The 17,415-nt window shown below is 61.9% G+C and carries 17 protein-coding genes; 6 read left to right on the forward strand and 11 right to left on the reverse strand.

Features of this window, described 5'->3' with window-relative positions:
• Positions 1-223: 223 nt before the first annotated feature.
• Positions 224-1,987 carry a DNA primase gene (gene dnaG / locus DEIPH_RS05065; RefSeq protein WP_051517170.1) on the reverse strand — a complete coding sequence of 588 codons (1,764 nt, stop codon included), beginning with the start codon at positions 1,985-1,987 and terminating at the stop codon, positions 224-226.
• Between the two features lie 226 nt (positions 1,988-2,213).
• Here dnaG and DEIPH_RS05070 point away from each other — a divergent pair, with 226 nt between their 5' ends.
• Both DEIPH_RS05070 and DEIPH_RS05075 read left to right on the forward strand, forming a co-directional pair.
• Complete coding sequence (locus tag DEIPH_RS05070; protein ID WP_034354894.1) at positions 2,214-2,558, forward strand: cupin domain-containing protein; 345 nt, start codon at positions 2,214-2,216, stop codon at positions 2,556-2,558.
• A 141-nt stretch (positions 2,559-2,699) separates the two neighbouring features.
• Entirely contained in the window at positions 2,700-3,137 is a 438-nt protein-coding gene (locus DEIPH_RS05075; RefSeq protein WP_034354897.1) for a hypothetical protein, read from the forward strand.
• A gap of 34 nt (positions 3,138-3,171) precedes the next feature.
• Here DEIPH_RS05075 and DEIPH_RS05080 read toward each other — a convergent pair whose 3' ends face one another.
• The 5 genes from DEIPH_RS05080 to gcvT form a co-directional block, all read right to left on the reverse strand.
• Complete coding sequence (locus tag DEIPH_RS05080; RefSeq protein ID WP_034354899.1) at positions 3,172-3,405, reverse strand: hypothetical protein; 234 nt, start codon at positions 3,403-3,405, stop codon at positions 3,172-3,174.
• 166 nt (positions 3,406-3,571) lie between these two features.
• A complete protein-coding gene (gcvP, locus tag DEIPH_RS05085) occupies positions 3,572-6,436 on the reverse strand; it encodes an aminomethyl-transferring glycine dehydrogenase (RefSeq protein ID WP_034354902.1) in 2,865 nt (954 codons plus the stop codon).
• Positions 6,433-6,942 carry an AAA family ATPase gene (locus DEIPH_RS05090; protein ID WP_051517171.1) on the reverse strand — a complete coding sequence of 170 codons (510 nt, stop codon included), beginning with the start codon at positions 6,940-6,942 and terminating at the stop codon, positions 6,433-6,435. The genes gcvP and DEIPH_RS05090 overlap by 4 nt, the downstream gene beginning before the upstream one ends.
• A 67-nt stretch (positions 6,943-7,009) precedes the next feature.
• On the reverse strand, positions 7,010-7,372 hold the full coding sequence (gene gcvH, locus DEIPH_RS05095) for a glycine cleavage system protein GcvH (RefSeq protein ID WP_034354905.1): 363 nt from the start codon (positions 7,370-7,372) through the stop codon (positions 7,010-7,012).
• Positions 7,373-7,473: 101 nt separating this feature from the next.
• Positions 7,474-8,556 (reverse strand): glycine cleavage system aminomethyltransferase GcvT, encoded by a 1,083-nt coding sequence (gene gcvT, locus DEIPH_RS05100; RefSeq protein WP_456072958.1) that lies wholly within the window; start codon positions 8,554-8,556, stop codon positions 7,474-7,476.
• Between the two features lie 130 nt (positions 8,557-8,686).
• Here gcvT and DEIPH_RS05105 point away from each other — a divergent pair, with 130 nt between their 5' ends.
• Positions 8,687-9,229: a 2'-5' RNA ligase family protein gene (locus DEIPH_RS05105; protein WP_034354908.1), complete on the forward strand. Its 543-nt coding sequence runs from the start codon at positions 8,687-8,689 to the stop codon at positions 9,227-9,229.
• Here the strand turns inward: DEIPH_RS05105 and DEIPH_RS05110 are convergent.
• Genes DEIPH_RS05110 through hisF form a run of 3 tightly spaced genes read right to left on the reverse strand, consistent with a single transcriptional unit; the run spans position 9,220 to position 11,247 of the window.
• On the reverse strand, positions 9,220-9,801 hold the full coding sequence (locus tag DEIPH_RS05110; RefSeq protein ID WP_407636496.1) for a 5-formyltetrahydrofolate cyclo-ligase: 582 nt from the start codon (positions 9,799-9,801) through the stop codon (positions 9,220-9,222). The two genes, DEIPH_RS05105 and DEIPH_RS05110, sit on opposite strands and share 10 nt — an antisense overlap.
• Positions 9,794-10,471, reverse strand: a complete 678-nt coding sequence (gene hisIE, locus DEIPH_RS05115) for a bifunctional phosphoribosyl-AMP cyclohydrolase/phosphoribosyl-ATP diphosphatase HisIE (RefSeq protein WP_034354931.1) — start codon at positions 10,469-10,471, stop codon at positions 9,794-9,796. Before hisIE ends, DEIPH_RS05110 begins: the two co-directional genes overlap by 8 nt.
• A complete protein-coding gene (gene hisF, locus DEIPH_RS05120) occupies positions 10,468-11,247 on the reverse strand; it encodes an imidazole glycerol phosphate synthase subunit HisF (RefSeq protein WP_034354911.1) in 780 nt (259 codons plus the stop codon). Before hisF ends, hisIE begins: the two co-directional genes overlap by 4 nt.
• Positions 11,248-11,427: 180 nt before the next feature.
• On the opposite strand from hisF, the gene DEIPH_RS05125 reads away from it, so the two are divergent.
• Together DEIPH_RS05125 and DEIPH_RS05130 are read left to right on the forward strand one after the other, a co-directional pair.
• Positions 11,428-11,859, forward strand: a complete 432-nt coding sequence (locus tag DEIPH_RS05125) for a response regulator (protein WP_034354914.1) — start codon at positions 11,428-11,430, stop codon at positions 11,857-11,859.
• Positions 11,860-11,911: 52 nt separating this feature from the next.
• Entirely contained in the window at positions 11,912-12,811 is a 900-nt protein-coding gene (locus DEIPH_RS05130; protein WP_034354917.1) for a DUF72 domain-containing protein, read from the forward strand.
• 375 nt (positions 12,812-13,186) lie between these two features.
• On the opposite strand, the gene DEIPH_RS20345 is transcribed toward DEIPH_RS05130, so the two are convergent.
• Positions 13,187-14,329 (reverse strand): hypothetical protein, encoded by a 1,143-nt coding sequence (locus DEIPH_RS20345; RefSeq protein ID WP_152544812.1) that lies wholly within the window; start codon positions 14,327-14,329, stop codon positions 13,187-13,189.
• A 560-nt stretch (positions 14,330-14,889) separates the two neighbouring features.
• Between DEIPH_RS20345 and DEIPH_RS19160 the strand changes: the two genes are divergently transcribed.
• A complete protein-coding gene (locus DEIPH_RS19160; protein WP_081790791.1) occupies positions 14,890-16,836 on the forward strand; it encodes a recombinase family protein in 1,947 nt (648 codons plus the stop codon).
• A gap of 3 nt (positions 16,837-16,839) precedes the next feature.
• On the opposite strand, the gene DEIPH_RS19165 is transcribed toward DEIPH_RS19160, so the two are convergent.
• The coding region (locus DEIPH_RS19165; RefSeq protein WP_034354935.1) for a GNAT family N-acetyltransferase at positions 16,840-17,415 on the reverse strand (576 nt) is incomplete at its 5' end.

Below are 17,415 nucleotides of genomic sequence, written 5' to 3' on the forward strand. Positions count from 1 at the left end.
GCGAGTTCGAATCTCGTCTCCCGCTCCACTTCCCCCCACCTTCTCAGAAGGTGGGGGCTTTTGTTTGACATAGGCATAGGCAGCAGGTGGAGATAATTCCTCTCCACCACCTCTACATAAAGTTACCGAAGTACTGTTCTAACGAATGAAGCGCCGCCCTCTTCATGGTCTGCCCTGCCTTCGTTCAGCTCAAAAAGGTCCGCGAGCCTTGCTGAGCATGGACCTAGGCGCTGCCGCGCCGGGCACGTTTCTCGGCCTCGATCGCTCGTTGCAAGTCCTGAATCTGCCGGAGGAGGCCCAGCTGTTCAGCGGGGGTGGCCTGGGCCACCTGCCTTTTCAGCAGGTCTACTTCAGCGCGCATGGAATCGATACTAAGGCCAACCTGGATATCGTCCACGGCGGCGGCAGCATAGGCGTTGACCTTCTGCTCGTACAGGTGGTTGGTATCGCGCGAGATGGCTCCGGTATCCCGGCCCTCGAACAGCAGGCGGATCAGGAGTTGTTCCTCGGGTTGGCCCCGGAAGACTTCCAGAATATCGTCGGGGCGCTGGGCACCCTGGGCGGCCAGCATGACCTTGCGGACAGCCTCGTTGCGCCAGGGGGTGCTGCCGTCCAGTTTGGCGAGCAGGCTCGGATCCACCAGCAGCTGCCGCAACAGGGCCAGCTCGCGGTCCTCCTCGGCACGGTGGGCACTCATACCCGCGAGGTGGGTATCGGTCAGGGTGCGGCGTTTGGCCTTGCTGCCGATCCATTCCAGGAGGGCTTCGGGCCGGATGCCGAGCTGATGACAGGCCAGGGTGCGCATGCGTTCTGCGCCGTCATCCAGGGGGTCGAGGTTCTGCATGCGGGGAAGCAGCGCCATCAGGACGCGGCGTTTGCCCTCGCTGGTGTCCAGGCCATGTGCTTCGACAGCGGCCTGGACCCGGTAATGGACCTCGTCCAGTCCCCCGGTCAGGGCGTCATGAATGCCTTGGACGTCCCCAGCCAGCAGGGCATCGGCGGGGTCCTTGCCACTGGGCACGCTGGTGGCCCGCACACGGAACTTGGCCCCCAGCACCTGATCCAGCCCGGACAGTGTGGCTTTGAGGCCTGCCTCGTCACGGTCGAACATCAGCGCGAGGTGCTGCGCGCCCAGGCGTTCGAGCAGCGTGGCGTGGTCCGCGGTCAGGGCCGTGCCCAGGCTGGCCACCGCCCCCGTGAAACCGTGCTGGTGCAGGGTAATCACGTCCATATACCCCTCGACCACGATCAGTTCCGCACCGCTGCTGAGGCCCGCGCGCGCCTTGTCGAGGCTGTACAGCAGTTCACCTTTCTTGAAGGCGTCCGTCTCCGGCGTATTCAGATATTTGGGTTTGCTGTCGTCGAGCACGCGGCCCCCGAAACCGACCAGTCTTCCGAGGTGGTCGCGGATCGGGAACATCACGCGGCCCCGGAAGCGGTCGTACACGCGGCCTGACTCGGGATTCTCGGTGAGCAGCCCCGCTTCCAGCAGTTGCCGCTCGGTCAGGTTGCGCGCGCGCGCGCGTTTCAAGAGGCCGTCCCAGCCGTCCGGCGCGTAACCCAGCTCGAAGGCTTCGATGGTCTCGTCGGTCAGGCCACGCCGCCGCAGGTAGTCCAGGGCGGGACCGGGCAGGTGTTCGCGGAAGTACGCGAGTGCAAAAGCATTCACGTCGTAGAGGTCACGGCTGCTGCGCTCGCCGTATTTGGCTTCGACCTGGATTCCGGCCTTTTCGGCCAGCTGGCGCAGGGCGTCCCCGAAACTCAGGTTCTCGACGCGTTGCACGAAGCTGAACACGTCGCCGCCCGCCTTGCAGCCGAAGCAGTAGAAATAGCCCTGTTCGGTGTCCACCTGAAAGGACGGGCTTTTCTCCTTGTGGAAGGGGCACAGGCCCTTCAGGCGGCCCTTTCCGGCAGGCGAGAGGCGCACGTGTTCACCGATCACGTCCGCAATGTTCAGCCGCGCACGCACGTCTTCCTTCGTCCCCACCTTTGCCCCTCACCCCCTTGTCCGCGTTGCGAAGCGCAACGGTAGACCGACAGTGTACGCCTCCCGGGTCTCCGGTGCCAAGTGGCAGGGAAGACGTGCAGCACGGCATTTTCTGGACCGACGCGCTTGGGCGCTGCTGGGCGGACCGCACGCCGCCTGCCCGGCCCGTAAGTGCCCGTGAAGCTTCCCCTCACCCCCTGCTCGCGTGGCCCCGGCAGGCTGGGGCATGACCCAGAACAATGGACCACAGAACGGCGGGAGCCAGTACAAGGTCAGTCGGGGAAACACCACCCATGGGGCGGAGGGCGAGCATCACCTGATCCGGGGCGAGGGCAGCAGCATGCGCCTGTGGCACCGGGAGGAGCCGAACGCCGACAAACCCATGTCCACCCACACCTACGAGACGCTGGGGTACGTGATCGAGGGCCGCGCCGACCTGATCGTGAACGGCGAGACGGTCAGCCTCGCGCCGGGTGACAGCTATCACGTGCCGCGCAACACGCCTCATACCTTCCGCATCACCGAGACGCTGACGGCCGTCGAGGTCAACACGCCCGCTACGGATCGCTAGAGCAGTGCTCGGGAAGGGTGTTGGACCGTTCTGAGCTGGATGGCGTGAGAAACCGTGATGGGGGCGCGTCCCCCTCAGCCCCTTTGGCAGCCGTCCCCATAGTTGCCGCCGCCGGCAGGGCGTAGCGTGGGGGCAGGTGCTATGCCTTCGCTCGGCGCTCCCCCCACCTACAGCACGCCCGCCACGCTGGGCCTGGCCCTGCTGGCCCTGATCACGTCGCTGTGGCACGGCACACTGGGCGCACTGGACTACGCCCAGGCCGGGCGATACGAGGGGTTGGCGCTGATTCTCGCCGCAGCCCTGATGCTGGTGTACGGTGTCCTGACCCTGATCCGCTATGCCGAGGCGCGGGACGCCATGACCGATCCCCACCCGCGCACGCCGATGTATGACACCCCCCACCAGGGCCGCGTGCCGCGAATAGGCGTGGGGCTGGCTCTGCTGTTGGGGGTGGGTGACGTGGCTTTTGCGCTGGGCGCACAGCATCCGCTGGGGCATCTGGCGGGGCTGGGCCTGGTCCTGCTGGTGGCCCGGCAGGCGCTGAAGATCAGACCAGAGCCGGACAGAGACGCTGATTAGGGGTGGGCGGCTTAGCCTTGGCGGGTGTGGCCGCCTACTGGTCTTCGAGTTCGCCGGCGGGAGCGCTGCCCGCCCTATCGGTGTCCACGCTCACGTCCAGCGTACCCGCCATACCTCCCATGCCACCGGTGCGGGCGGTGTCCAGCGTCGTATCGAGGCTCGGGGCAGCGTTGTTTCCCGGCTCGTTGGCCGTGCTGTTCCCCCCTTCGCCGGGTGACTGGCTGGTCTCCACGGGCGGGTTGTAGGTGTCCCTGCGGTCGTCAGTCATGTGCGGTTTCCTCCGGATGGGGTGTTTCCATAGTGTGAACCCCCCGCGGGTCCGGTTCTTGAGAAGGGGCGTAAGGCCCATTGGGCGTCGGTCCAGAAGTGGAACCCAAAAGAGAAAAAGAGAGGAGCAGCCTCCGCAGCTGCCCCACTCCTCCTCTCTTGGTCCCTTACTCGCTGAACTCGAACTCCGCGTATTCCTGGGTAGGCGGGCACGAGCAGACGAAGTTGCGGTCCCCGAACACGTTGTCCACGCGGTTCACGGCGGGCCAGTACTTCCAGGCCCGCTGCGCGCGGGTGGGGAAGGCGGCGGTTTCGCGGCTGTAGGCGCGGTTCCACTCGTCCGCCATGAGGTCGTCCTGGGTGTGGGGCGCGTGCCGCAGCGGGCTGTCCTCGGCCTTCATCAGGCCGTCTTCCACTTCCCTCATCTCGCGGCGGATGTTCAGCATCGCGTCGATGAAGCGGTCGAGTTCGGCCTTCGGCTCGCTCTCGGTCGGTTCGATCATCAGGGTGCCGGGCACCGGAAAGCTCATGGTGGGGGCGTGGAAGCCGTAGTCCATCAGCCGCTTGGCGATGTCTTCCTCGCTGATACCGCTGGCCTGCTTGAGTGGGCGGATGTCGAGGATGCACTCGTGCGCCACCCGGTCATGACGGCCGGTGTACAGGACGGGGTACGCGCCGCTCAGCCTGCGGGCAATGTAGTTGGCGTTCAGCAGCGCGACCTGTGTGGCCTTTTTCAGCCCTTCCGGCCCCAGCAGGCGGATATAGAGGTAGCTGATGGGCAGGATGCTGGCGCTGCCGTAGGGCGCGGCGCTGACGGCCCCGGTCTTGCTGTCGCTGATCGGGCGCACATCATGGTTGGGCAGGAAGGGCGCGAGGTGCGCCTTCACCCCGATCGGTCCCATGCCCGGCCCGCCGCCGCCGTGGGGGATGGCGAAGGTCTTGTGCAGGTTGAGGTGCGAGACGTCCGACCCGATCAAGCCCGGCTTGGCGAGGCCCACCATCGCGTTCATGTTCGCGCCGTCCAGGTACACCTGCCCGCCGTGCTGGTGGATCAGGTCACAGACCTCGGTGACGTTCTCCTCATACACGCCGTGGGTGCTGGGGTAGGTGATCATCAGCGCCCCCAGCTTGTCGGCATGTTGCTCGGCCTTGGCCTTCAGGTCGCCCAGGTCGATGTTGCCGTTCTCGTCGGTCTTCACGACCACCACCTGCATCCCCAGCATCGCGGCGCTGGCGGGGTTGGTGCCATGCGCGCTGGCGGGAATCAGGCAGACGGTGCGGTGGCCCTCGCCTCGGCTCTCGTGGTATTTGCGGATGGCAAGGAGGCCTGCGTACTCGCCCTGCGCGCCGCTGTTGGGCTGGAGGCTGACGGCGTCGTAGCCGGTGATGTCCGCCAACCACGCTTCCAGTTCCGCCAGCATCTGCGCGTAGCCTTCCGTCTGTTCCCTGGGCGCGAAGGGGTGCAGGTTGCCGAACTCCGGCCACGTCACCGGAATCATCTCGGTGGTGGCGTTGAGCTTCATCGTGCAGCTTCCCAGCGGGATCATGCCGTGGACGAGGCTGTAGTCCCGGTTTTCCAACAGCTTGAGGTAGCGCAGCATCCCGTGTTCGCTGTGATGCGTGTTGAAGACGGGGTGCTGGAGGTAGGGAGAGGTGCGCTTGAGGTTGGCGGGGATGCCGTCGGTGGCGCTGCCGTCGAGGGCCGGCACGTCCACCCGCTGCCCGGTGACCGCTTCAATCACGTCGGCCAGGTCGGCCACCGTCACCGTCTCGTCCAGGCTGACGCCGACCCTGGCTCCGTCATAACGGAAGTTGATGCCCTGCGCCTCGGCACGGGCGCGAATGGCGGCCACGTCGCCCTCGAACGTGAGCGTGTCGAAGAACGTCTCGTTGGTCTTGATTCCGGCATCGCCCAGCGCCTTCGCCAGAATCCCCGTCAGCCGGTGGACGCGCTCGGCAATCGTGCGAATGCCTTCCGCGCCGTGGTACACGGCATACGCGGCGGCCATATTCGCCAGCAGCGCCTGCGCGGTGCAGATGTTGGAGGTGGCCTTCTCGCGGCGGATGTGCTGTTCGCGCGTTTGCATCGCCATGCGGAGGGCGGTCTTGCCCCGAGCGTCCTTGCTGACGCCGATCACGCGGCCCGGCATCGAACGCTGGTACTCGCTGCGGCAGGCCAGGAACGCCGCGTGCGGCCCGCCGAAGCCCATGGGCACGCCAAAGCGCTGGGCGCTGCCGATCACGATGTCCGCGCCCTGCTCGCCGGGCGGCGTCACCAGCGCGTCGGCCAGCAGGTCGGTCGCCACGATCAAGGCCCCCTGCGCCGCGTGGACCCGTTCCGCGATGGGGGAGAGGTCGTGCAGGTCGCCCCAGGTGCCGGGCGACTGCACCAGCGCGGCGAAGGTACCTTCGGGCAAGTCGCCGTTCGCGGGGCCGGTCGCCACCTCGTAGCCGAAGTACTCGGCGCGGGTGCGAATCACGTCCAGCGTCTGGGGGTGAACGTCGTCCGCCACGTAGAAGACGTTCCCCTTGTTCTTGACCTGCCGTTTGGCGAGGGTCATCGCCTCGGCGGCGGCGGTGGCCTCGTCGAGCAAGGAAGCGTTGGAGACGGGCATGCCGGTCAGGTCCATCACCGTCTGCTGGAAGTTGAGCAGCATCTCCAGGCGGCCCTGCGAGATCTCGGCCTGGTAGGGCGTATAGGCCGTGTACCAGCCGGGGTTTTCCAGCATATTCCGCAGAATCACATTCGGCGTCAGCGTGCCGGAATAGCCCATGCCGATGTACGAGCGGAAGACCCTGTTTTTCCCGGCCACTTCCTTCAGGTCCGCGAGCGCCTGCGCTTCGGTGACGGGGCCACCCACCTTCAGCTCACCGCCGAAGCGGATGCTTTCCGGCAGGGTGGTTTCGGTCAGTTCGTCGAGGCTGCTCACGCCCAGCGCGGCGAGCATCTCGGCCTGTTCCGCCTCGCTGGGGCCGATATGGCGGCGGGTGAAATCGTCGGTTTGGAGGAGTTCGTTGAGGGGGCGGGTCATGATGCGGTGACTCCTTGGTGGAATGAAGGGCGCTGTGCCAGGGTGACGAGCTGGTCGGCAACGTCCCTGGCGCTCAGGTCGGCGGTGTTGATTTCCACGTCTGCACCGCGCCGCAGCAGTGGCTCAACGGTTGCGATGTAGTCCAGAATCTCTCGTTGTTCGGCGGCAGTCTTGCCATAAGGGTTGTTGGTGCGCGTCCTGACCCGCTCCAGAATGACCGGCGTGGGCGCAACGAACAGCACCACGTGGTCAAACTGCGGGTAAAACTTGCCCTGGTTGGATACGCAGCCACTAAGAAAGAAAGGCCGCGTCCGGGGCACGGCCAGGAGGCCATGAACCTTATCTTCGCGCCACACCCGACCCGGCTCGGTTTCACCCGGCAAAACGACGTATTCAGACCACTCATCCATATCGGTGTCCATGGCCTCAAGTCCACGCGCCCGTAAAAGTTCAATCACGGTGGATTTTCCTGTGCCGGACATGCCAGTGATCAAGATGTTTTTCATGGCTGAACATCCATAAGCTCCCAGCTCCGGCAAGGCCCAAAGCGGTCGGCTGGTGGCCCAGCGTCCCTCAGCCGTTCGCGGCCACGTACTCTTCGGCGTCCATCAGGTCGCCGCTCTCCTCGGTCACGTCCAGCTTGAAAAGCCAGCCGTCACTGTAGGGGCCGCTGTTGACCAGTTCGGGGGTGCCGGAAAGCTGGTCGTTCACGGCGACGATGGTGCCGCTGGCGGGGGCGTAGATGTCGCTGGCGGTCTTCACGCTCTCCACGACGGCGACCGTCTCGCCCGCCGTGACCACGCGGCCCACTTCGGGTAGTTCCACATACACCACGTCACCGAGCTGGTCCTGCGCGAAGTCACTGATGCCGACCGTGCCGTCGGGGGCGAGCCATTCGTGGGAGGCGGCGTACTTCAGTTCGTTGGGCGTCTGCATGGGTGTAATTCTCCTCTATCGGGGCGGGGGAAGTGTGGGGAACGGCGGAGGCCGAGCAGGAGCAGGGTGGGGGCAGCCGCAAAAGCCTGCCTGCCCCGTGCTTACCTCTTGTAGAAGGGCAACTCCACCCGCCGCGCCGGATGCGCCTTGCCGCGCACCTCCACCTCGTAGGCGTCGGCGGTGGCCGCGTCGGCGTTGACCAGCGCCATTGCAATCGGGTGACCCAGGGTGGGGCTGCTGCTGCCGCTGGTGACGCGGCCCACCCGCTCGCCGCCGAGCAGGACGGGATAGCCCTCACGGACGGGCACCCGTTCCAGGGCGAGACCAATCAGCTTCACGGGTGGCGCGGCCTGAATCCCGGCGCGGCCCACGTGTTCCTTGTCCTTCACGACCCAGGTGTAGGTGCTGGCGAGGGGGTGGAGGTCGTCGGCGAACTCGTGGCCGTAGAGGGGAAAGCCCGCTTCCAGGCGCAGGGTGTCGCGGGCGCCCAGGCCCGCCGGGGTCAGACCCAGGGCCAGCAGGTTGTCCCAGAGGGCTTCGGTCCGTTCGGCGGCCACGAAGACCTCGAAGCCGTCCTCGCCGGTGTAGCCGGTGCGGGCCAGCCACACGTCCTGGCCGAAAAGTCTGGCGGGGAAGTAGGCGTTCTTCTTCTTCGCGGCGAGGTCCACATCCAGGTGCGGTTGCAGTAGTGCCGCCGCCTCCGGTCCCTGCACGGCCAGCAGGCCCCACTGGTCGGACTCGTCGCTGAGCTGGACGCCGAGGCCCGCGGCGTGCGCCTGGAGGTGCGCCCAGTCCTTCCCGATATTGCTGGCATTCACGACCAGCAGGAACTCCTGTTCCCCGATGCGGTAGACGTAGATGTCGTCCACCAGACCGCCCGCGTCGTTGGGGAGCCAGTTGTACTGGGCGCGGCCGGGCCTGAGCTTCATGACGTCGTTGGTGGTCACGCGCTGGAGGAAGGCTTCGGCGTCCGGCCCGGTCACGCGGAACTCGCCCATGTGCGACACGTCGAACATCCCCGCGCGGGTACGAACGGCGTCGTGTTCGGCCTTGACACCCGCGTACTGCACGGGCATGTCCCACCCGCCGAAGGGCACCATACGGGCACCCGCCTTCAGGTGCGCGGCGTGCAGGGGTGTCCGCCTGAGCGGCCCATCAGGGGTACTGCCGGGAATGCTGGTCACCCCTGAACTGTACCGGAGGTTCCGGCGCCCCCGTCCGGCACGCCCGGACGTCCCCAGGGGTACAGTCAGCCGTGCCCGGAAGCAGAAACGCGCGCCAGCAACGCCTCCCCCGTGTTCAGGAGCGAGGGGCGTGACCCCCGCCTTCCTGCTGGGTCTGCGGCCGCCCGCCGACCTCGCCGCCCGGGTGGACGCTTTCCGGGTCCGGCTGGGCGTGCGCGAGAGTGTCCCACACGTGACCGTGAAGGCCCGCAGCGGCCTTGATGCGGACCTCGCCTGGGCGGCGGCGGCGCGGGCGGTGATCGCCCAGACCCCGCCCATCACGGTGCAGGTGGGGGGCGCTCGGGCCTTTCGTGGTGGCCGCGCCGTGTACCTGGCCATTCGCTCCCCGGAAGCGGCAGCGCTGCACGTCCGGCTGCTGGAGGCCCTGACGCTGCCCGTGCGCTTCGGCTTCGAGGGGCCGCAGATGACCCCCCATCTGACGCTGGCCCTGCGGCGGCGTGGGGTGGATTCTGGCGTGGTCCTGACGGCGGCCCAGGCGGAGTTTGCCGACCTTACGGCCCGGCCCCTCACCTTCACCGCGGGGGAAGTGTGGGTGATGCGCAAACCCGGACCCGGCGGGCTGTACGTGCCGGAGGAGGTGTGGCGGCTGGGGACCGGCGAAGGTCAGGGCTGAAGGCCCCGCACCCCCCCCTCCGTCGCCAGAAACCCCACCCGCAGATCGTGCGGCTCGCACGGCAGTTCGTCCACCACCAGGGCGTCCCACACCACACCCACCGTCAGGCCCGCGAAGTCGGGCAGCAGGCGGTCATAGAAGCCGCCCCCGTAGCCCAGCCGCACGCCCCGGCGGTCGAAGGCCAGGGCCGGGAGCAGCACGGCGTCCACCGTCTCCAGGGTCAGGCGCGGCGCGTCTGCCGGGGGTTGCAGCGCCCCGAAGCGGCTGACCTCGGTGGCCGTGGCCCAGGGATGCAGCGTGAGGTGCGGCGTGGGCCGGAAGCGGGCGCGGGAGGTGAGCAGCTCGAAAGGCCCGGACAGGGCCGAGACGTCCGGTTCCCCCGGCAGGGTACGGTAAGCCAGGACGCGCCGCGCGCCCCGCGTGTGCAGAAAGGCGGCGAGGTGGGCGATGAGTTCGGCGGAGAGGTCAGGCAGGCCCGTCCGCACTTCGCGTGCCCAGGCCCGCCACTCCGCCTTTCCGGCGGCTGGGAGAGGGGGCAGGAGCGGCGCCCCGGCTTTGCCAGCGTCAGCCAACTTCCTTCGGTCCCTTCAGCCCGCTGCGGCCCTCGCGCCCTTGCAGGACGGCAGCCACCTCGGCGGGGGAAACGCCCACTTCCGCCAGCGCGAAGAGGGTGTGGAACAGCAGGTCGGCCACCTCGGTCGCGAGTTCCTCCCGGTCCCCATTCTTGGCGGCCAGCAGCACCTCGCCCGCCTCCTCGCTGATCTTTTTCAGCACACGGTCGAGGCCCCCGGCGTGCAGCCGCGCCACGTAACTGTTCTCGGGCAGGGTCGCGAGGCGCTCGCGGATCGTCCCGTACACGCGCTCCAGGGTGCCGTCCAGCCCGCTCTGTGCCGGTTCCCCCTCCAGCAATGGCCGGTGGAAACAGGTGTATTCACCGGTGTGGCACGCCGGGCCGGTCTGCTCCACCCGGTAGAGCAGGCTGTCACCGTCGCAGTCGAGCAGGACCGACACGACCCGCTGGGTGTGGCCGCTGCTCTGCCCCTTGACCCACGGCTCGCCGCGTGACCGGCTGTAGTAGGTGGCCTCGCGCGTATCCAGGGTGCGCTGCACGGCGGCCCGGTCGGCATAGGCCTGCATCAGCACCGCGCCGGTGCGGGCGTCCTGGGTCACGACGGGGATCAGGCCGCCGCTCCCGGCTTCGGGGGGGCCGAACTTCAGCTCGTCCAGGGAGGGCGCGTTCATGCGTCCCGCCATTCCGGGCGCACGGGCAGCCCCTGCGCCTTCAGATAGGTCTTGACCTGCGGCACCGTCAGCTCCCCGAAGTGAAAGACGCTGGCCGCCAGAGCGGCGTCGGCGCGCCCCTCGGTCAGCACGTCGCGGAAGTCTTCCTGTTTCCCGGCCCCGCCCGAGGCGATCACGGGCAGGTCCACCGCGTCAGATACGGCGCGGGTGGCCTCCAGGTCGAAGCCTGCGCGGGTGCCGTCGGCGTCCATCACGTTCAGGCAGATCTCGCCCGCGCCGAGCGCCTGCCCCTGGGCGGCCCAGTCCAGCAGGTCCAGGCCGGTGTCCACCCGCCCGCCGCCCACGTGGACGGTCCAGCCCGCGCCCCCAGCGCGCCGTTTGGCGTCGATGCTCAGCACCACGCACTGCGCGCCGAAATGGTCCGACGCCTCGCGGATCAGCCCCGGCCGCCGCACCGCGCCGCTGTTCACGCTGATCTTGTCGGCGCCGGCCAGCAGCAGTTGCCGGAAGTCGGACACGGCGTTCACGCCACCGCCCACCGTCAGGGGCATCATCACCTGCTCGGCCACGCGGGCGGCCACGTCCAGCATCAGTGCCCGGCCTTCATGCGTGGCCGTGATGTCATAGAAGACCAGTTCGTCGGCCTGCTGCGCCTCGTACGCCTGGGCGAGCGCCAGGGGATCACCCGCGTCGCGGTGGTTCTCGAAGAACCGCACGTTCTTGACCACCCGCCCGTTTTGTACGTCCAGACAGGGAATGATCCGCTTCGTCAACACGTGGCGCAGTCTAGCCCGCCCGGCTGGAGCCGCTGTGCCCCCAGACAGACAGGCCACTGTCCCGCTGCTCTGCCGGAGCGGCAAAGCTCGACCAGGTCACAGGGCCATCACAGCCCATGATGGACAATTGATAAAATCTTCATATCCAGTCAGCTGGGGGAACGAGAAGGGGGGGAGCTTGTGGAGCGCCGACGGATCCTGCTGGTCGACGACAATCCGAACGACGTGGAACTGGCCCTGAACGCCTTTCAGGAGGACAGGTCCAGTTGTGAAGTCGCGGTGGCCGGGGGCGGCCCGGAGGCGCTGTCCCTGCTGCGCGGCTCCGGCCCCCTGCCCGACCTGATCCTGCTGGACCTGAAGATGCCCCACATGGACGGGCTGGCCGTGCTGGACGCCATCCGCGCCGAAATCAGCACCCGCGACATTCCGGTGGTGATGCTCAGCACCAGCGACGAGGCCCGGGACATCCGGGAAAGTTATGCCCACGGCGCGAGCGCCTACGTCATCAAACCGCTGGACTTCACGCAGTTTCGCGAGGCGATGCACACCATCACGGCCTTCTGGGCGCACCTGAACCGCCACCCTTGTTTCCGTCAGCCCCGCCCGTCTTGAGGTGGCGTTCACCCGTGTTCCGCAGGGTGCCGCTGGCCGCTAGCCTGAACCCATGCGCGTATGGATCGGTTGCGGCGGCTACACCAACGACGACTGGACGGCCCCCGGTCTGATCTACGAGGGCGTGAAAAAGGACGCCTATCTGGAGACGTACTCGCGGCACTTCGACGCCGTGGAGCTGAACAGTTCCTTCTACGCCATTCCCGGCCTGAAGGCCTTCGAGGGCATGGCCCGCAAATCCGCTGGCCGGACCCGCTTCGCCGTGAAGCTGAACAAGGTCTTTACCCACGAGCGCGCCCCGGGCGACGCCGACTTCGACCGGATGCTGCAAAGCCCCGAACCGCTGCGCGAGGCCGGCGTGATGGGGCCGTATCTGGCGCAGTTTCCGTATTCCTTCCACCGCACGGGCGACAACCGCAAGTACCTGCTGGGCCTGGCCGAGCGCTTCGCCGGGCACGAACTGGCGGTCGAGCTGCGCCACGCCTCCTGGGATAAGCCGGAGGTGCGCGAGGGAATGGCCGAGTACGGCCTGATCTGGGTCAGCCCCGATTACCCCCCGGTGGGCGGGATGCCCGAACCCCAGGTGCATGTCACCACCGACGTGGGCTACCTGCGCCTGCACGGCCGCAACAAGGGGTCCTGGTGGGAAGGCCAGAGCGCCGCCGAACGCCACGACTACCTCTACACTCGCGCCGAGATGGACGAGTGGGCCGAGAAGATCGCGCTGGTGGCGGACGACCTGTCCGAGCTGTACGTATTTTTCCAGAACACCACTGCTTCTGGGTCACGCACTGCGATACGGAGAAAACCCGTCAGGGAGGGAGAAAGCTTCCCTAGTACCAGTTACCCTCAGCAGAACTTCTTTCAGAACATCCGCTACTTTCAACTTCTTATGGCCGAACGCTACGGCTATAGGCCCCCTGAAGGTGCCGCAGAACTAGATGGGGTGTAAACTACTCCCGCCGTAGGGTTTTCTCTTTCCCTGCCTTACGGCAACTTCCAGCGGGGCTACGGGGCAACCTGTAGCCCTGACCCTTTAAGGGTTAGTCGGGAGAAGCGGAATTATCCCGAGTAGCTGAAAACATAACAGTACCTTCTAATTCTGTTCTCTCTTAGGTGTCATAATTTACGATATGCCACCCATCGCATAAATCTAGGATTATGCAGTCGGATTATTCATCTGGGGATGTTACTGGGGAAGACTCGCGCGATGCCGCCCGCTGTAGCAGGGGAAAAGATTTCAGTGCAGTTTTTATAGGGAATTACTTGCACTTACAGTTTTAGCGGTTTTTACCCCCGGAAAGTTCTATTTATCAACATCGCTTAATTACTGTTTTTGTCGTGCTAGACGTTGTTTTTCTATACTTTCTCTGTCTCTTATAGTTTGATACTGTGTTGATATTAACTTCTTTTTTAGGGCAATAAATAAAAGACCCTTCTTTCGTCTCGTTTCCCAGGAAACGGACGCTAAAGGACCTAGCAGCCCTTTAAACCCGCTATACCCGTTCGCTATGCTCCGGGTATGTATTCCTTTCGATGTAATTACTACCGTCTTTTTAGGGGAAACAGTAGCAGGTGGATTAGGGTCGGGGGGGGTTTCAGTATTTAAGGGGTTTTCATCGTCTGGGAGCGGGTTTGGGGGTGATATAGGCGGCGCATAATGTAACTTATATGGGACATCTAAGTAACGCCCCTCTATCTCTGCTCTATTCATTCCCTTAAGCCAGGATATATCCAGATTCTTTGCGCCCCTCAGAGCAACGTTTTCCCAGGTAGCACCCTCGCCTGATTCTTTATTTAACTCGTTTTCCCACCATTCAAAGTACATCTCTCTAAAATAGCGTCCCTTATATCTAGCGTCCGATGGTTTAAGTAGGTATACGAAAAAGTCTCTGACATTCTCATACGTGCTTTTATGATGGTACTGCGGGCGCATACCTAGTAATTCCCATTTCACCGAGAAGTTATTTACCCGCTTAGGAAATAGGTAGCCCTCAGGAATAAGGATAAGAATATGAACGTGTATAGAAGACTCTACGGAGTCCATCCTCTCTATTTTCCAATAGGCGGGGAAGCTGCCGCAGAGTTTATCCACGGCGGCTTTTGCAAGTTGCTGGGTCCTTTTGCTGTTGAGGGGATGTGTACCTAATTCCAGCAGAACGGATGCAAACGTACCACCGTCTAGACGCTGGCAATCCATAAACTCTTCTATGTATTTCCACCCCGTTGTCTCATATACCTGTTTGGCGCGGTTGACTATCTGCGGGAACCTAGGCATTACCTTCCCTTTATATCCACATTCTTTAATGGCAGATAAAAGCTTATTTCTGTTCTCTGGAGTCTTTAATGCGTCTTTCCTATCTATTTTATAGAATCTGTCCTCTCTAATTATAAACTTTAAGTCTTTCGTGCTAGAATGAATGGGCAGACGCTCTAATATCTGCGCTGCTCTAGTAAATAAGTTGGGCATATTTAACCATATGACAGGGTGCTTTAGGCGGCTTCCCTGTCATTTTATCTAGATGAACTCTATTTCACCCGCTAGGTAAAGGTGGAGGCGCTGCACGTCCTTTTCGTGAATTGCCCAGATGGGTTTTCTGTTCGTGCTTATGTTCTGTGCGGGAATAAAGCCATTCTGTATGTAATAGCTCATTCTTACTTTGCTTACGCCTAGCGCGGCTGCGGCTGTAGTAGCGGAATAAATCTTAGTCATATGATTATCTAACTCCTTACATATGCAGTATACAGCAGTTTTATTCAGCTTAAAAGCTTCCTTCTTTAAATTGTCTAGACAGAGCCTAAGAAGAATAGCAGGGGTATTCTTTCTTCAGAAAGTTATGCAGTACGGATGTTTACCTATCCGATACTTTCTCTGGGAACTTCTCTAGGCGGGCCTTAAACGGGCGAGGAAAGTGCAGAAGGTAAATTACCCACTGGCGAGCCTGCCGGAGGGTCTAGGGCCGTTCTGTAGCCGTTACGGGCTATACTCTTCCTGTCACCGTCTGGAAGCGGTGAAAGAAAGGGAGAGAGATGAATCTAGAATTATTTGCGGAAACATACGCCGTTTATACCCGCGTCTCAACTGGGGGGCAGGAAGATAACACCTCTCCAGAAGGACAGTATGAAGCTTGTAAGCGGTATGGGGAAACTCAGGGCTGGAAGCTGATGGAGAATGGGTGGTATCACGACACTATCAGCGGTACAAAAAAAGGTATTGACCGGAAGATGTTAGCTGAGCTTTATGACTTAATAGAGGCTAAAACCATTAAGCACGTTGTATTTAAGCGGGTTGATAGAGTTGGACGTGAAGCAGCGATTATCAAAGAGATTATCAAGATGGTCTACTCTTTGGGCGGAAAGGTAAGCATAGCCGATAAGGGTAGAACCTATAAGAACTTCAGAGAATGTAACAACGATATACGCTTTGAAAGTGTTGTGGCGGAAATTGAGCGGGATAATATTGTTGAAAAGAACTGGGAAGGTAGAATTAGCCAATTCAAGAAAGGCTCTGCCCTAGGTAAGCAGCCTTACGGTTATATAACTGCTTTTGATGATTCAAAAAGTAGGAAGTTTAGACTGGTAAAGATTGTTACTTCTGAGGCTGAAGCACTGATGGACTTCCTTAAGAAGTTTGTAGAAACTAGAAGTATTAAAGAAGCAGTAGACTATGCTGCTTCTAAAGGCTATAAGACTAGAAGCGGGCATCCTTTTGCACACCACTTCTTTAGGGATACCCTTAAGAACCTTGAGCTTTACAATGGTAAGCCCGTAAAGCAGGAATACAGTTTCTTTGAAGAAGTCTTTAGTAGGGAGTTCGTCTATCCCCAGATTATTAGTGATGAACTCTATTATCAGATTAGAGAGGCTACTAGGCTTAAATCTAAGGCAGATAGAGAATACTTTGACGGGGTTAGACCTTATCTAGGGATAGTCTTCTGCTCTCATTGCGGGTCAAGAGCAGGCATAAGGTATAAATCAAAAGCTACACCTAAGAAGAATGGTGAGGTGTACTCAAGCTTTATAGTCTTCTGCCCTAGTCACGCTAAGGAAGTGCAGAAAACTTACCGCCTTGAGGGTAAAGGCTCCGGTAAAGAGTGTGGTAAGTCTTTCAGGTATGGCGAGATTACTAAAAGCATTCTTCAGTTTTTGGATGATGCTTCTAGATTAGGAACGGCTGAGCAATACTCTAAAGAGTTGCTTAGAGTTCTTATAGCCTTAAGGGATATTCAGTTTCAAATTAAAAAGGCAGTAGCTTTGAGGGACAATGCGAGCAATAGAAAAGATTCTATTCTTAAGAAGCTAGACAAACTGATGGAGCTAGAAGGCGTAGATATTAGTTCTTTTATTGCGGCGAACAGCGAAAACCTAAAGTCTATTGAAGAGCAAATAAGACAGTCTAACAGTCATATATCAGAGCTTAAGCGTAATTACAATTCAGTAACCGAGATTCTAGAAATGTCAGGATTAAAAGTAACGGAAGAGCTTCTATCATCTATAGAAGTAAATAGAAGGTCTATTGCAAAAGAAGAATCATACAGCGGCGATGATGTTAGGAATAGAAGGAATAAGATAGAAGAGAGATTACTTCTAGATATTCTTCCTGAAACAGTAAAGAGCCTTGCGAATGAGTTATCGGAAGGTCTAGGGAAGATACGCGGTTTAGTGGAAATGGAAGAGTGGGAGACGGTAAATACTTTGCTTTACCGCCTGGGAATCAGGGTCTATGTCAACTTCAACGAACCGCTGAGAAATGGGAAGCTTCCTGAAATAGCGCTAGCTGTTGCCTTGGCAGAGAGCGCGGATAGGGTCGGGGCTGTGGCGGGGTTGCTGGCAGAACGTACCCCGGAAACTGTCTGTGGTCAGAACACCACCAAAGGCCATGCCCTCAAGAACATCCCGATGTTGCGCGAGGCGCTGAATGCGCGGGGGGTGCCGGTGCAGACGCCCGACGCGGGGGAGGAAGGGCGGCTGCTGTGAGGGTTAGTCGGCGGGGAACAGATAGAAGGCGTGAGGTTGTCCCTGCCAGTGCCCCTCGCCGGTCGGCGTGAAGCCCACCTTCTCCAGCACGCGGCGGCTGGCCCCGTTCTCCACGTGTGCGAAGGCGAGGAGGTCGGGACTCATACGGGGTTGCTCCGATTCCCGAACATCCGGGAAAGCGCCGGATATTCGTCCACCTCCGCAACCCCGTCCTTTTTGCTTCTCGCTCCGCTCGGATGATTCAAAGGAATCATCGCAATTTGGTAGCAGGCACGGGTCGGGGTGCGCGAAGTGCCAGTCTGTCAGGGCGCGCGCGAGTTCGGTCGCCAGCCCCTGGCCCCAAACTTCCGGGGCGAGCAGGTAGCCCAGTTCACGGTGCTGGCCGTCATCGCCCAGGCCGAAGCCGCCGCGCCCCACCGTGCGGCCGCTGGCCTCCTGCACGCGCCATTTCGTCCAGCCCCACTCGGTCTGTTCGCGCCGGAAGTCCGCGAGGCGCGACGCGGCCCGCGCGGGGTCATAGGGCGGGGCGCAGAAAGGTTGCCGGAGGCGTAAGGTGGGGTATGAGGCCGTACTCCCAAG

The sequence above is a fragment of the Deinococcus phoenicis genome (genome assembly GCF_000599865.1).
Lineage (GTDB): Bacteria > Deinococcota > Deinococci > Deinococcales > Deinococcaceae > Deinococcus > Deinococcus phoenicis.

Bases quoted from the DNA above. Each gene is read 5' to 3' on its own strand.
- DEIPH_RS05070 (WP_034354894.1), top strand. From the start codon at position 2,214: ATGACCCAGAACAATGGACCACAGAACGGCGGGAGCCAGTACAAGGTC.
- DEIPH_RS05130 (WP_034354917.1), top strand. From the start codon at position 11,912: ATGCGCGTATGGATCGGTTGCGGCGGCTACACCAACGACGACTGGACG.
- DEIPH_RS05075 (WP_034354897.1), top strand. From the start codon at position 2,700: ATGCCTTCGCTCGGCGCTCCCCCCACCTACAGCACGCCCGCCACGCTG.
- DEIPH_RS05080 (WP_034354899.1), bottom strand. From the start codon at position 3,405: ATGACTGACGACCGCAGGGACACCTACAACCCGCCCGTGGAGACCAGC.
- DEIPH_RS05090 (WP_051517171.1), bottom strand. From the start codon at position 6,942: ATGAAAAACATCTTGATCACTGGCATGTCCGGCACAGGAAAATCCACC.
- DEIPH_RS19160 (WP_081790791.1), top strand. From the start codon at position 14,890: ATGAATCTAGAATTATTTGCGGAAACATACGCCGTTTATACCCGCGTC.
- DEIPH_RS20345 (WP_152544812.1), bottom strand. From the start codon at position 14,329: ATGCCCAACTTATTTACTAGAGCAGCGCAGATATTAGAGCGTCTGCCC.
- gcvP (WP_034354902.1), bottom strand. From the start codon at position 6,436: ATGACCCGCCCCCTCAACGAACTCCTCCAAACCGACGATTTCACCCGC.
- gcvH (WP_034354905.1), bottom strand. From the start codon at position 7,372: ATGCAGACGCCCAACGAACTGAAGTACGCCGCCTCCCACGAATGGCTC.
- hisIE (WP_034354931.1), bottom strand. From the start codon at position 10,471: ATGAACGCGCCCTCCCTGGACGAGCTGAAGTTCGGCCCCCCCGAAGCC.